This is a genomic window from Kitasatospora sp. NPDC101447 (genome assembly GCF_044767225.1).
In the GTDB taxonomy this organism is placed as follows: domain Bacteria; phylum Actinomycetota; class Actinomycetes; order Streptomycetales; family Streptomycetaceae; genus Kitasatospora.
The window spans coordinates 129,143-142,066 of record NZ_JBIWNL010000016.1 but is presented as its reverse complement, the minus strand read 5'-3'; the positions used below and the strand labels follow the sequence as shown (position 1 = coordinate 142,066).

13 protein-coding genes are annotated in these 12,924 nt (G+C 75.7%); 4 read left to right on the top strand and 9 right to left on the bottom strand.

Translation table 11 applies throughout. From position 1 onward, the window contains the following. Positions 1-14: 14 nt before the first annotated feature. Entirely contained in the window at positions 15-1,196 is a 1,182-nt protein-coding gene (locus ACIRST_RS23505) for an FAD-dependent monooxygenase (RefSeq protein WP_402804097.1), read from the top strand. 74 nt (positions 1,197-1,270) lie between these two features. Here the strand turns inward: ACIRST_RS23505 and ACIRST_RS23500 are convergent, their stop codons facing one another. Together ACIRST_RS23500 and ACIRST_RS23495 are read right to left on the bottom strand one after the other, a co-directional pair. After that, on the bottom strand, positions 1,271-1,738 hold the full coding sequence (locus ACIRST_RS23500) for a hypothetical protein (RefSeq protein ID WP_402804095.1): 468 nt from the start codon (positions 1,736-1,738) through the stop codon (positions 1,271-1,273). A 154-nt stretch (positions 1,739-1,892) separates the two neighbouring features. Continuing rightward, the gene (locus tag ACIRST_RS23495; RefSeq protein WP_350521318.1) at positions 1,893-2,405 is read right to left on the bottom strand and encodes a MarR family transcriptional regulator; all 513 of its coding nucleotides are present in this window, start codon (positions 2,403-2,405) and stop codon (positions 1,893-1,895) included. A gap of 129 nt (positions 2,406-2,534) precedes the next feature. On the opposite strand from ACIRST_RS23495, the gene ACIRST_RS23490 reads away from it, so the two are divergent. Then, entirely contained in the window at positions 2,535-3,482 is a 948-nt protein-coding gene (locus ACIRST_RS23490) for an EamA family transporter (protein ID WP_402804093.1), read from the top strand. A 92-nt stretch (positions 3,483-3,574) separates the two neighbouring features. Here ACIRST_RS23490 and ACIRST_RS23485 read toward each other — a convergent pair whose 3' ends face one another. The 4 genes from ACIRST_RS23485 to ACIRST_RS23470 form a co-directional block, all read right to left on the bottom strand. Then, complete coding sequence (locus ACIRST_RS23485) at positions 3,575-4,582, bottom strand: hypothetical protein (RefSeq protein ID WP_402804091.1); 1,008 nt, start codon at positions 4,580-4,582, stop codon at positions 3,575-3,577. A gap of 93 nt (positions 4,583-4,675) precedes the next feature. Beyond that, entirely contained in the window at positions 4,676-5,701 is a 1,026-nt protein-coding gene (locus tag ACIRST_RS23480) for a TolB family protein (protein WP_402804127.1), read from the bottom strand. 2 nt (positions 5,702-5,703) lie between these two features. Further along, on the bottom strand, positions 5,704-7,152 hold the full coding sequence (locus ACIRST_RS23475; RefSeq protein WP_402804090.1) for an MFS transporter: 1,449 nt from the start codon (positions 7,150-7,152) through the stop codon (positions 5,704-5,706). A 5-nt stretch (positions 7,153-7,157) separates the two neighbouring features. Continuing rightward, a complete protein-coding gene (locus ACIRST_RS23470; RefSeq protein ID WP_402804088.1) occupies positions 7,158-8,135 on the bottom strand; it encodes an alkaline phosphatase family protein in 978 nt (325 codons plus the stop codon). Between the two features lie 327 nt (positions 8,136-8,462). On the opposite strand from ACIRST_RS23470, the gene ACIRST_RS23465 reads away from it, so the two are divergent. Together ACIRST_RS23465 and cobC are read left to right on the top strand one after the other, a co-directional pair. After that, positions 8,463-9,815: a cobalamin biosynthesis protein gene (locus ACIRST_RS23465; protein ID WP_402804086.1), complete on the top strand. Its 1,353-nt coding sequence runs from the start codon at positions 8,463-8,465 to the stop codon at positions 9,813-9,815. Then, a complete protein-coding gene (gene cobC, locus ACIRST_RS23460) occupies positions 9,812-10,858 on the top strand; it encodes an Rv2231c family pyridoxal phosphate-dependent protein CobC (RefSeq protein WP_402804084.1) in 1,047 nt (348 codons plus the stop codon). The genes ACIRST_RS23465 and cobC overlap by 4 nt, the downstream gene beginning before the upstream one ends. On the opposite strand, the gene ACIRST_RS23455 is transcribed toward cobC, so the two are convergent. The 3 genes from ACIRST_RS23455 to ACIRST_RS23445 are packed head-to-tail and all read right to left on the bottom strand — an operon-like array spanning position 10,845 to position 12,780. Continuing rightward, the gene (locus tag ACIRST_RS23455; RefSeq protein ID WP_402804082.1) at positions 10,845-11,690 is read right to left on the bottom strand and encodes an MOSC domain-containing protein; all 846 of its coding nucleotides are present in this window, start codon (positions 11,688-11,690) and stop codon (positions 10,845-10,847) included. The two genes, cobC and ACIRST_RS23455, sit on opposite strands and share 14 nt — an antisense overlap. Then, positions 11,669-12,205 carry a hypothetical protein gene (locus tag ACIRST_RS23450; RefSeq protein ID WP_402804080.1) on the bottom strand — a complete coding sequence of 179 codons (537 nt, stop codon included), beginning with the start codon at positions 12,203-12,205 and terminating at the stop codon, positions 11,669-11,671. Before ACIRST_RS23450 ends, ACIRST_RS23455 begins: the two co-directional genes overlap by 22 nt. Continuing rightward, positions 12,202-12,780 carry a hypothetical protein gene (locus ACIRST_RS23445; protein WP_350521327.1) on the bottom strand — a complete coding sequence of 193 codons (579 nt, stop codon included), beginning with the start codon at positions 12,778-12,780 and terminating at the stop codon, positions 12,202-12,204. The genes ACIRST_RS23450 and ACIRST_RS23445 overlap by 4 nt, the downstream gene beginning before the upstream one ends. Positions 12,781-12,924: the final 144 nt, after the last annotated feature.

The following is a 12,924-nucleotide window of genomic DNA, read 5'->3' as shown; positions in this document are numbered from 1 at the left end:
AGAGGAGCCCATCCATGGGCAGGCACCAGGCGATCGTCATCGGCGGCGGCATCGGCGGGCTGGCCGCCGCCCTCGCCCTCCACCGACAGGGCGTCCCCGTGACCGTCCACGAGCGCGCCGCCTCGCTCGAACCCGTCGGCGCCGGACTCGCCCTCGCCCCCAACGCCCTGCGCGCCCTCGACCGGCTCGGCGTCGGCGCACGCCTGCGCTCCCTCGCGAACAGTCACCCCGCCGTCGGCCTGCGCCACCCCTCCGGCCGCTGGCTCGCCCGCACCGACACCGCCACCTTCGAGGCCTGCTTCGGCGACACCATCGCCGCCGTCGCCCGCGCCGAGGTCATCGCCGCACTGGTCGACGCCCTCCCGGAGGGCACCGTCCGCACCGACTCGCCCGCCTCGCTCGTCAGCCCCGGAAGCGCCACCGAACCCGCCGTCGTCCGGACCCCGGACGGCGAGCGGTCCGCCGCACTGGTCGTCGCCGCCGACGGCATCCGCTCCGCCACCCGCGGCCTGCTCTTCCCCCGGCACCCCGGCCCCCGCTACAGCGGCTTCACCACCTGGCGCACCATCGTCACGCCCGCCCGCCGACCGGCCGCCGTCGGCGAGGTCTGGGGACGCGGACGGCTCGCCGGGGTCGTCCCGCTCGCCGACGACCGGGTCTACGTGTACGGCGCCGCCCTCGCCCCCGCCGGCGCCGCGGCCGCCGACGGCGACGAGAAGGCCGAACTCCTGCGCCACTACGGCACCTGGTGCGCCCCCGTCCCCCAACTCCTCGCGCTCGCCGAGCCCGACCGCGTCCTGCGCCACGACGTCTGGGACCTCGCCGACCCCCTGCCCGCCCACCACCTCGGCCGGGTCGCCCTCCTCGGCGACGCCGCCCACGCGATGTGCCCCTTCCAGGGCCAGGGCGCCTGCCAGGCCATCGAGGACGCCGTCGTGCTCGCCGCCCCGCTCACCCCCGCCACGGACCCCGTCACCACCCTCCCCGCCTACACCGCCGCCCGGCTCCCCCGCACCACCGCCATCGTCACCGGCTCCCGCCGCATCGGCGACCTCGTCGCCCTCCGCACCCCCGTCGCCACCCTGCTCCGCAGCACCGCCCTCACCCTCGCCGGCCTCCTCCCCGCCCGCGCCCTGCTCAGCCGCTCCGCCCGGACCTACGACTGGCAGCCGCCCGCCCTGCGCGGAGCGGCCTGAGGAGCGGCCGAGGCGTGGCGGCGACGACGCTCCGCGGTGCACGCGGCCGGGCGGCGGACCCGGCCGGGGAGCCGTCAGACGCCGTTGCCGAAGGGGCCGCCGCCGACGGTGCCACGCAGGGCGTCGGCGCGGCAGCAGGCGGCGCAGCGGAGGCGGGTGTAGATCGTCACCGCGCCCATGAAGACGTCCTCACGACCGTCGGCCGGGGACGGGGAGGCGGCGGGCCCGCCGCAGTCCAGGCAGGGGCGGTGGGGGCGGGCGGCGACGGAACAGGCCCGGCAGATCAGGTGGGTGGGGCACTCGGCGTGCACGACGACGGGCTGGGGGCCGCCGTCGAGCAGGTGGTCGCACCAGGTGCAGGACCGGTCCTCCTGCGCCGCCAGCATCCGGGCCCGGGTCTCCCGCTGCCACGGGGCGGCCTGCTGCAGCGGGACGGTCACCGGCGGGCCCCACCCGGCGGCGGCGAGCCACCGGGCGCCTTCCGCACCGGCCGCCCGCAGCTGGTCGCCGACGGCGATGTCCCTGGGCGTCCTGTCCTTCATCGGGCCTCTCCTCCGGTGCGGTTCCGCAGGGTCCGCAGGTGCGGGCTCCGTGGGGTCAACGCAGCCGGGCGGCCACCGGACACGCCCGGCTGCCCGACGCCCGGCCCGGGTCGGGTGCCGGGTGCCGGATGTGTGGGTGCCGGGCGGCCGGGGCTCAGTCGAGGAGCGGCTCGGTGTCGCCGTGCGCGACGAGGAGCTTGCGCAGCAGCCCGTCGAGCTGGGCGCGCTCGTCGTCGTCGAGTGCGGCGAGGATGCGTTCCTCGTTGTCGACGTGGCCGGCCAGGGCGCCGTCGATGAGGTCCTTGCCCGCCGGGGTGAGGCGGATCAGGACGGCGCGGCGGTCGTCCGGAGAGGGGTTGCGCTCGACCAGCCCCTTGGCGCTCAGCCGGTCGACCCGGTTGGTGATGGCGCCGGAGGTGACCATGGCGGCCTTGAGGAGGGCGCGGGCGTTGAGCTCGTAGGGCGCGCCGGAGCGGCGCAGGGTGGCCAGGACGTCGAACTCGGAGGAGTCCAGGCCGCAGGTGGTGAAGTACTCGCGCAGGGCGTTGTCGACCCGGACGTTGAGCCGCCGCAGTCGGCCGATCAGGCCCATGGCGCCGGGGTTCAGATCGGGACGGGTCCTCGCCCACTGCTCGACGATGTCGTCGACCGTGTCGCGCTGCTGCATGGTCTGCCGCCTTCCTGGCTCTGCTTCCGGGAGACCCCCGCCCGAATATCTTAACCTTCACATACTTGACGTTCACCTACCTCGGCGCGTAGAACTTATCTCAACGTTCAGATAATCAACGTTGAGGGGATGGCCGTCATGGACCGCAAGCGCGCAGGAATCGCCGCCACCGCTGCACTCGCCCCGGCTGCCTGGGGCACGACCTACCTGGTCACCACCCAGCTGCTGCCCGAAGGCCGCCCGCTGCTGCTCGCCGCGCTGCGCGCCCTGCCCGCCGGGCTGCTGCTGCTGGCGATCGGCCGCAAGCTGCCCAAGGGGCGCTGGTGGGGGCGGGCGGCAGTACTGGGGATGCTCAACATCGGGCTGTTCTTCCCGCTCATGTTCGTCGGCGCGTACCGCCTGCCCGGCGGGGTCGCGGCCACCATCGGGGCGATCCAGCCGCTGCTCGTCGCCGGGTTCTCGATCGGCGTGCTCGGCGTACGGCCCGGACGGCGCACACTGTTCGCCGGACTGGTCGGGGTCGCCGGGGTCGCACTCCTGGTGCTCAAGAGCGGCGCCCGGCTGGACGGCATCGGGATCACCGCAATGGTCATCGGGATCGCGCTGATGGCCATGGGCACCGTCCTCACCCGCCGCTGGGGCCGCCCCGAGGGCGCCACCCTGACCGACCTCACCGCGTGGCAGCTGCTCGCCGGCTCGGTCTTCCTGGTCCCGCTCGCGGCGTTCGTCGAGGGCGCGCCGCCCGCGCTGAGCGCCGCCAACCTGGCCGGCTTCGCCTACCTCGGCCTGTTCAGCACCGCGCTCGGCTACGTCCTGTGGTTCCGCGGCATCGCCCACCTCGGCGCCGGCCCGGCCTCGTTCCTCGGCCTGATCAACCCGGTCGTCGCGACCGTCGGCGGCCTCGTCGTCCTCGGCCAGACCCTCACCGGCTGGCAGGTCCTCGGCCTCCTGCTCGCCCTCGGCGCCCTGGTCGTGGGCCAGGCCCCCGCCCGCAGCACCGCCGCCCCGGCCCCGGCCCCCGCCGCCGTTGCTGCTCCCGTCGCGGTCCCGGTCCGGGTCCCGGCAGCCACTCGCTGACCGAGCAGCGCCACCCCCCTCACCGCTGCCCCGTCGAGCACCGCTCGGCGGGGCAGCGGCATGCGCGCGCACGGGAGGTGAGCGCCCGGGGGTCAGCCGGTGGCGCGGATGTAGATGTCGGCGGCGCCGGAGAGGCCGCCGGGGATGGCGGACACGTAGATACGGCGGGTGGCGGAGGTGCGCGTGGGCGTGGCGGTGGGGGTCGGGGTGACGGTCGCGGCGGGAGTGGGCGTGATGACAGCGGGCTCGCCGTCGGGAGCGGGGGTGACCTCCGGGGTCGGGGTGACCTCCGCATCGGGACCGGCGTCCGGGTCGACATCGGGGTCCGCCTCGGAGTCCGCCTCGGGGGCGAGGGCGGTGGCATCGCCGGTGGGAGCCGGAGCGGCGGAGGACGGCGGGTCGGACGGCCCGGACGGCGAGGAGTGCGAGGAGTGCGAGTGCGAGGAGTGCGAGTGCGAGGAGTGCGAGCAGGACCGGGAGGGGGACGGGGACGGAGAGGCCTCGGCCTCAGGGGAGACGGACGGCGAGGGGACCGGAGGCGGCGGAACGGACGGCGAGGGGACCGGAGACGGCGGAGTGACCGGTGAAGTGGCCGAAGACGGCAGAGCGGACGGCGAGGAGGTCGGAGACGGCGGAGTGACCGGCCCCTCCGGGAGCTCCGGCGCCTCGGCCGGCTCGTCGCCGCCGAGGGCGGCGACGAGGTCGGGCGGAAGGGGGGCGGCGGGGCCGGGGGCGGGGAGGTCGTAGGCGCTGAGGAAGTCGCCGAGGCCCGGGGCCTTGCCGCCGCCGAGGCGGTAGTGGAGGTAGGCGATGGGGGCGCCGTCGGAGGTGTGGGTGTAGACGGCGCCGACCGGGACGTAGTACCGGCCGACGCCGGGGTGCTGGGAGGGGTGGAGGCCGGCCAGGCGTTCGGCGCGGTCGCGGTCGGTCTCGTGGCCGGGGCTGCCGAGGGTGAGCGCGTTGACGCCGCGCACCACGAGGGCGGCGCCGACGGACACGCACAGCACCAGCCCGACGGCGACGGTGCGCCGCAGGACGGGTCGGCCGTGCAGGGCGGGCCAGGAGTCGGTCACCATGCGCTCGGGTGGGATGCCGTCCACGGGTTGCTGCTCCCCCTCGATCAGGACGTTCGATCCGGTTGTTCGATCAGGACGTCACACTGTGCTCGACGTGGGACCGTAGTCGAGAGTTCCTCAGCCCAGGTAGGCGGGGGCCACCGCAGCCTTGGTGACCGGCTGGGGGCTGCCCGAGCCGTCGGCCGGGACGGCCCACAGGTCGGCGCCGTAGTCGCCGGGCAGGGCGTAGAGCAGGGTGCCGTCGCCGGACCAGAGCGCCTGGTCGTCGATGTTGCGCTGCTCGGCGGTGGCGGTCTCGGTCATGGTGGCGAGGTCGAGCACGTACAGCCGCCACGGGGCGTCGTCGGGGAGGCCGGGGACGCGCTTCTTGTACGCGATGCGGGTGCCGTCCGGGGAGAGGGAGGGGCATTCGACGTTGTCGTGCAGCGCGGTGAGGGTGCGGGCGGCGAGGTCGCCGCGGACGAGGTGGGTCTGTCCGCCGCTGGCGACGGTGGCGTAGAAGGTGTTGTCGTCGGCGAAGGTGACGCCCCAGATGTTGATGTCGTGCGCCTGGGACGGGTGGCCGTCCAGGATGATCGCGAAGTCCTCCAGGTTCTCCCGGAGGTTCCAGTCCCGGACGTCCACGATCGAGGTGCGGGTGGAGAAGTTGCTGCCCGCGTACGAGTCGCCGCTGACGAACACCGTCCAGGCGGCGAGGTGCCCGGACGGCGAGACCCGGGAGCGGGTGGGGATGCCGGCGGCGGGGAAGGAGCGCCGTTCGCGCAGGTGGTCGTCGAGGATGACGGCCCGGTAGGTGTCCTCCAGCGCGCCGCGCTGGGCCTGGAGGCAGATGCCGGTGCCCGCGGCGGCGTGGAAGCGCAGGCACTGGAGGCCGGAGGCCGTGCGGGGGCCGTCGGGGTGGTCGGCGGCGACGGTGGTGATCTCGTCCCGGTGCGGGCCCCAGGCCATGTTGCGGAACATCAACTGACGCCCGCTGCTCGGGGCTTGGAGGGAAACGGTGCCGGGCCGGACGGAGGGGCCGCCGGGCTGGGCCTGGTCCCGGCGGGCGGTGCGGTCGGCCGCGTACAGGACGGCCCCGGTGCCGACCGCGCCGAGCAGCACGACGGCGACCAGCAGGATGATCACCCTGGTCCGGTTCTGCAGGTTCACGAACTCTCCTCGACGGCGACGGCGACGGTTCCGGCTTCTGGCTCGGCATCGGATGCGACATCGGGTTCGGATGCGGCATCGGCTTCGGATGCGGCATCGGCTTCGGCTACTAGCCCGACGACGCGCCCGCCGTCAGGTCCGGCTTCGCGTGCCGCCGCCGGCCCGGCCGGGCGCAGCACCGCCGACGCGCCGAGCACACACAGCGCCAGCGCCCCCGCCGACCAGCCCAGCGCCGTCGGGCCGCCGACCGCGCCCCACAGCGCGCCGAACAGCAGCGAGCAGGCGAACCGGGCCAGCGCCTGCCCGGTGCCGACCAGGGCGAGTCCGGCGCCGCGCTGCTCGGCCGGCACGGCGTCGGCGGCCGCGGCGGCGAGCACGCCGTCGGTGGCCGCGTAGAACGCGCCGTGCAGCACCAGGACGCAGATCACCGCCGGCAGTCCGCGCAGCGGCGAGAGCAGCACCCCGTACGCGAGGAGCAGCACGCCGTGCCCGGCGAGGAAGAGCCGGTGGCGGCCGATCCGGTCCGCGAGCGCCCCCAGCGGGACGGCGAGCAGCAGGAAGGCGGCGGCGGTGCCGAGCGGCAGCAGCGGGAAGAGGGTGACGGACAGGCCCAGTCGGCGCTGGACGAGCAGGTAGAGGAAGGAGTCGCTGACGGTGGTCAGTCCGAGCAGGACGGCGCACAGGGTGAGGCGCCGGAGTCCGGGCAGCCGCAGCAGGGTGAGGCTGTCGCGCAGCGAGGGAGCGGGAGTTGACGGTTCGTCAACACGCTGCTGCCGCTTCGGCACAAACAGCAGCAGGATCAGCACGCCGAGGGCGGCGACGCACGAGCTGACCGTGAACACCGCGTCGTAGCCGTGTCGTTCGCCGCCGTCGGCGAGCAGCGGGCCGCCGGCCAGCCGCAGCACCAGGAAGGCGGTGAGCGGGCCGAGCAGGGCGCCGGCCGTGTCCATCGCCCGGTGCACGCCGAACGCCCTTCCGCGGTGGGCGGGTTCGGTGGCGAGGGAGATCATCGCGTCCCGGGGTGCGGTGCGCAGGCCCTTGCCGGTGCGGTCGACGGCGATCACGGCGCCGATCATCGGCACGGAGTGGACGAGCAGCAGCAGCGGGCGGCACAGCGCGGAGAGCCCGTACCCGACGGCCGCGACGGCCTTGTGGCGGGCGGCGCCGTCGCGGCCGCGGCGGTCGGCGAGGTGGCCGCCGACGAGCCGGACGAGGGCGCTGAAGCCGTTCTGGATGCCGTCGAGCAGGCCGAAGCCGAGCGGGGAGAGGCCGAGCCCGGTGAGCAGGTAGAGGGGGAGGACGGCGGTGACCATCTCGGAGGAGATGTCGGTGACCAGGCTGACGGCGCCGAGGGCGAGCACCGTTCCGGGGACGGCGGCCCGTCGCGCCGGTCCTGCGGCCGGGGCGACGGGTGCCTTCGAACTGCGGGAGTCCGCGACGTACACGGGCGTCAGTTCCAGATGCCGGTGATGTCGGTGGCGCCGGCCGAGTTGCCCGCGTGGGCGTCGAGGCCGGCCAGGTCCTCCAGGGTGTGCAGCACGTCGTAGTGGTTGTAGGTGGTGGCGGTGCTGCTGCCCGGGGTGACGTGGGCGCCGTAGACCAGGGTCGGGATGCGGTTGCCGGCCATCCCGTCGTTCTCGTCGAAGGTGACGACGAGCAGGCTGTTGTTGCTCTTCGCCCACTGCGCGTAGGCGTCGAGGTTGCTCTGCAGCCAGGAGTCACCGGTGCCGACGGAGCAGTCGTGCATGTCGTCGCAGAGGTCCGGGACGACGAAGGAGACCTTGGGCAGGGTGCTGAAGTCGGTGGGGAACGCGTCCATGGTGTTCGCGCTGTCGGTGGGCACGTTGCCGAAGCCGAACCACGGGTTGTGCTTCTGCGCGTAGTTGTCGACGCGGCAGTCGGTGGCGCCCTGCTGGGGCAGGCCCTCGTTGTAGCTGGCCCAGGTCTGCCCGGCGGCGAGCAGTTCGGAGGCCAGGTTGGGTGCCTGCAGCGCGCCGACGTGCACGCAGCTGTCGTCCACGATGCCCTGGGTGCTGCCGGAGAACAGCGCGTAGTAGTTGGGCTGGCTGGGGTGGGTGAGCGCGTGGGACTGGGTCAGCTGTGCGCCGCCGGCCACCAGGGTGTCGTTGATGTACGGGGCGTCGGGGCTGCCGATGACCTGCGAGTAGGCGTGGTTCTCCAGCACCACGACGACCACGTGGTCCGGCGCGGGCAGGCCGGCGGCGGTGTCAGCGGCCGCGCTGCCGCCCGCGGACCAGAGGCCCAGCGAGCCGGCGGCCAGGCCGAGCCCGGCGGCGAGGGTGGTCAGCGGGCGGATCCTGCGGCGGCGGGCGGGGCGCGGCGCGGCGGACCGGGCCGGGGTGGCGCCGGCCGTGGGGGCGGAGTCGGGGGCGGGGACGCCGGGGGTGCGCGGTCGTGCGATGGCCATGGGGTCCTCCGGAGGTCGGGGCTGCCGGGGCAGGAGCGCCGAAAACAGTAGGAGCGCGCGGGTGTCGTGTACGGCACAAGACAAGTGAAGAACAGACGAACAGCTGCCGCGACCGGGCCGTCCGGTTCGTGGACGTGCAGCGTTCCGGCCGGCGAGCCGAAGTCCCGGCCGGAGCGGCCGAGGTCCCGGCCGAAGCGGCCCAGGTCCCGGCCCGCGCACCGCCCGGCGGCGGACGTCACACCGGTCGCGATTGACCCCCTCCGGCCGCCCGTGGTGGGATCGCGGGGGCCGCTGCCGAGGGGCCGGGAACGGCAAGGAGCGCGGTACGTGATCGGACTGGTCGCCATCGACGGGCCGGGCCATCCGCTCGCCGACGAGCTGCACGCCCTCTGGCCGGAGGGCAGCCGCGTCCACCACGCCTCGCGCGGCAACTGCTTCCAGCCGCCCGACGCCCTGGACTACGCGCTCCGCCGCTACCGGGCCGTGGTCGCCGTCGCCGCGCTCCCGACCGTGATCTCCCTGCTCACCGGCGGGCTCGTCGACCTTCCGCGCGGCACGGCCCTGCTCTGCGTGGACCCGCAGCGGCGCTGGGTGATCCCGATGGCCGGCGGGGAGACGGCGGAGGAGCTGTCCGTCGAGGTGGCGGCCGCCCTCGGCGTCACTCCGGTTCCCACCGGCCACGCACCGTGGGCCGGGGCGCCCGTCGCACCCGTCGCGCCCGAGGCCCCCGAGGACGCCCCGATCCTGCGGGTCACCGACCAGGAGGACCCGGGCTACAGCGATCTGCTGGTGCTCCCGCGCACGCTCGTCGTCGGGGTCGGCGCCGCCGGCGGCGCCGGGCGGACCGAGCTGATGCGCCTGCTGGACGCCACGCTCATGGGGGCCGGCCTGGCCCGCGGCACGGTGGCCCGGCTGGCCACCGTGGCCGGCAAGGCGGACCACCCGGCGGTGCGCTGGGCCGCGTTCTGCCTGGGCGGGGTTCCGGTGGAGGAGCACCCCGCGGAGGAGCTGGCGGGCGTACCGGTGCCGAACCCGTCCGCGGCGGTCGGGGCGGCCGTCGGTACGGCGAGCGTCGCCGAGGCGGCGGCGCTGGCGAGCGCGCCGGGCGGGCGGCTCGTGGTCGCCAAGCGGAAGTCGGCGATGGCGACGGTGGCGATCGCGCGGGCGGCGGCGGTGCGCGGCCGGCTCGTGCAGGTCGACCTCGGGACCGGCCGGCCCGGCCTGCCGGGGGCGGGCACCCCGGGGGCCGGCGCCCCGGGGGCGGGCCGGCCGGGAACCGACGCGGCGCAGCCGTACGTACCGGCCGAACTGCGGGACGCCTCCGCGGTGGTGGGGACTCCCGAGGCCCTCGACGCACTCGCGGCGATCGAGGCGGCGGCCGGGCCGCTCCGGCCGACGACGCGGCGGATCGCGGTGGACGTCGCCGCCGGGACGACGGCGGACGGCTCCGGGGCGCCGCTGGACCCGGCCGGAGCCGCCGCACACCTCGCCGCCCACGGACACACCGTCGCCCTGGTCACCCTCGGCGACGGCGCCGGACTCGCCGTGCCGCCCGGCCCGTACGAGCTCCGCCACGTGCCCGCACCGGCCACCCGGGCCGCCCCGGCCGACACCGACACCGACAGCGACACCGACGCCCACCCCGCCGACCCCGCCCAGCACCAGGGAGACCCCGCGTGACCGCCCCCGAACCCGACCTGCGCCACCACGGCGACGCCGAGGTCCGCGCCGACGGGCTCGGCCTGATCGACCTCGCCGTCAACGTCCGCACCGGAACGCCCCCGAGCTGGCTGCGCGAGCGCCTGGCGGCCACCCTCGGAGACCTCGCCGCCTACCCCGACCAGAGCGCCGCCCGCGCGGCGGTGGCCGCCCGGCACGCCCGCCCGGTGGACGAGGTGCTGCTCACCTCGGGGGCCGCGGAGGCCTTCGTCCTACTGGCGCGCACCCTGACGGCCCGTCACATCGTCGTCGTTCACCCGCAGTTCACCGAGCCCGAGGCGGCCCTGCGGGATGCCGGACACCGGGTGCACCGGGTGCTGCTCTCCCCCGGGGTCGGCTTCCGACTGGGCGCCGTCCCCGAGGAGGCGGACCTGGTCGTCCTCGGCAACCCGACCAATCCGACCTCGGTGCTGCACCCCGCCGAGGCCGTGGCCGCGCTCGCCCGGCCGGGGCGCACCCTGGTGGTGGACGAGGCGTTCATGGACACCGTGCCGGGTGAACGGGAGTCCCTCGCCTCCGTACGGGACCTGCCCGGCCGGGTCGTCGTCCTGCGCAGCCTCACCAAGACCTGGGGGCTGGCCGGGCTGCGGATCGGCTACGTGCTCGGGCCGGCGCCGCTGATCGCCGAACTCGCCGCCGCCCAGCCGCTCTGGCCGGTCTCCACCCCGGCCCTGGCCGCCGCCGAGGCCTGCAGCTCCCCGGCCGCACTCGCCGAGGCCGACCGGGCCGCCGACGAGCTCGCCCGCCGGCGCGACCACCTGCTGACGGGCCTGGCCGCCTTCCCGCAGGTGCGGTGGTACGGCGAACCGGCCGCCTCCTTCGTCCTGGTCCGGCTGCCGGACGCCGCCGCCGTCCGGGGGCGCCTGCGCGAGCACGGCTTCGCCGTCCGGCGCGGGGACACCTTCCCGGGCCTGGGCGAGGAGTGGCTGCGGATCGCCGTCCGGGACGAGGAGACCACCGACCGGTTCCTCAAGGCCCTTGCGGCGGTGCTCAGTCCAGCCTGAGCCGGTCGCCCGTCCGGATCCGCCCGGGCGCCAGCACCTGCGCGTACACCCCCGCGCAGGGCAGTGCCGGCATGCCCTCCAGCGGGACCACCCGGTTCCGCTCGGCCGGGATGCGCAGGGCCTCCGGGCGGCGGGGCAGCGGGCCGTGCTTCAGGGTGGGGACGGCGCAGCGCGGGGTGGCCGCCACGACGCGCAGGCGCAGCGTCGGACCGACGGCCAGCTCGCGCCCCACCCAGGCGTTCTCGACGAAGCCCTCACCGTCGGTGCGGATCACCAGGTTCGGCCGGTAGCGCTCGGCCTCGCAACCGGTGGCGTGCAGCGTCGAGGTGGTGATCAGGTGCAGCGGAGCGAAGTCGAAGAAGCCGCCCTCGGGTGCGGCACGCCCCAACTCGTTGACGGTGAAGCCGACTTCGGCGGCGATGCCGTGCGCCAGCACCTCCTCCGGCACGGCCCGCTCGACCGTCGCACCGGGCGGGCGTCCGGCGACCAGCGCGACCTTGCGGCCGAGCGCCTCGGACAGCTCCGCCTCGTCCGCGGCGTGCCCGTCCGGACCGGTGATCGCCACACCGCCGTCCGCCGTGACCGCCGCCGCATACCCGAGCAGGCCCGCCCAGAGCCGGGGGTGCTTGGCACTGGCGACCCGCCCGGTCGCCGGGTCGAGCAGCGCCCGCTCCCGGTCCCCGGCCAGGCCGCGGCCGGTGACGTCGGCCGCGTCCAGCTCCTCCCCCAGCAGGGACTTCACCGGGTAGCGCCGCAGCCGCTCGACCGGGCCCACGTCGACGCCGGAGCCGGCGCGCGCGTCGGCCCCGCTCAGCACGCCTCCTCCACCCATGCCCGGAGCGCCTCGAAGTGCAGCTCCCGCAGGCCGAACCGGGGATCGACCCAGAGCGCCACGGCCGGGGCCGGGTGGTTCGCCTCGATCCACTCGATGTCCTGCGGGCCGAGCTCGTCGTCGACCCAGACGAACGGCCGCCCGGCCGCCCAGGCGACCAGGTCCCGGGTCTTCCAGTGCAGCCCGTCCGGGTCCGTGCCGAAGATCTCCGTCCAAGGGACGTAGGGGAGTTCGGGCAGCCCGATGTTCGGGCCGATGAGGGCGTTCGCGTCGTCCGTCCAGGTGGTGGCCCACACCAGCTCGTACGGCAGCGCCAGCAGCTCCGGCCCGTGCGCCGGGTTCAGCCACACCCGCAGCGGCTCCACCTGCTCCCGAGGCTGCGGCGCGTGGCGGGCCACCCACGTCTCGGGGAGCAGCCGGTGGGTGCGGTAGCCGTCCGGCTGACGGGCCCCGGGCGCGGCGTAGGGGTTGAGCGGTCCGTCCACGTCCAGGAAGAGCAGCGGCTGTCCGTTCATGCGGCGGCCGCCCACTCCCGCAGGGTCGCGAAGTCGTCGGCCAGCAGGCCTGTTCGGGGGTTGACGTGCAGGGTGAGCGCCGGCCCGGCGTGGTTCGCCGCGATCCACTCGGCGTCCTGCGGGCCGAGCTCGTCGTCGACCCAGACGAACGGCCGCCCGGCCGCCCAGGCGACCACGTCCCGGGTCTTCCAGTGCAGCCCGTCCGGGTCCTCGCCGAACATCTCCGTCCAGCGGATGTACGGCAGTTCGGGCAGTCCGATGTTCGGCCCGATGTGGGTGTTCGCCTCACTCATCCAGCCGGTGGCCCACACCAACTCATAGGGCAGCGCCAGCAGTTCGGGGCCGTGCGCCGGGTTCAGCCAGACCCGCAGCGGCTTGACCCGGCCGACCGGGCGCTTGGCGTGCTTCGCCCGCGTCGCCAGCCTGGCCTGTGCCGCCGCCAGCCGCTCCTGCTTCGCGATCCACCAGGTGGGCCGCAGGCGGAAGGTGCCGTAGCCGTCCGGGCGCCGCTTCGGCGCGGCGAAGGGGTTGAGTGGTCCGTCCACGTCGAGGAGGAGCAGGGGCTGCTGGGTCATGTCATGAATTCTCGTTCCGGCGCCGACAGTTGACCAGCGATTTGCCGGTCGCCGCCGGGCCCCTCCCCGGGCCCGGCGAGGCGCTCGGCGCAAAGCCCGCAGGCCCCTCCCCGGTGCGGGGAGGGGCCTGCGGGCGTTGCACGC

What these genes read in the sequence shown, in the direction of transcription:
- ACIRST_RS23450 (WP_402804080.1), bottom strand. Translation starts at nt 12,205, where the DNA reads ATGAACGGACAGCCGCTGCTCTTCCTGGACGTGGACGGACCGCTCAAC.
- ACIRST_RS23495 (WP_350521318.1), bottom strand. Translation starts at nt 2,405, where the DNA reads ATGCAGCAGCGCGACACGGTCGACGACATCGTCGAGCAGTGGGCGAGG.
- ACIRST_RS23500 (WP_402804095.1), bottom strand. Translation starts at nt 1,738, where the DNA reads ATGAAGGACAGGACGCCCAGGGACATCGCCGTCGGCGACCAGCTGCGG.
- ACIRST_RS23455 (WP_402804082.1), bottom strand. Translation starts at nt 11,690, where the DNA reads ATGGGTGGAGGAGGCGTGCTGAGCGGGGCCGACGCGCGCGCCGGCTCC.
- ACIRST_RS23470 (WP_402804088.1), bottom strand. Translation starts at nt 8,135, where the DNA reads ATGGCCATCGCACGACCGCGCACCCCCGGCGTCCCCGCCCCCGACTCC.
- ACIRST_RS23490 (WP_402804093.1), top strand. Translation starts at nt 2,535, where the DNA reads ATGGCCGTCATGGACCGCAAGCGCGCAGGAATCGCCGCCACCGCTGCA.
- ACIRST_RS23445 (WP_350521327.1), bottom strand. Translation starts at nt 12,780, where the DNA reads ATGACCCAGCAGCCCCTGCTCCTCCTCGACGTGGACGGACCACTCAAC.
- ACIRST_RS23505 (WP_402804097.1), top strand. Translation starts at nt 15, where the DNA reads ATGGGCAGGCACCAGGCGATCGTCATCGGCGGCGGCATCGGCGGGCTG.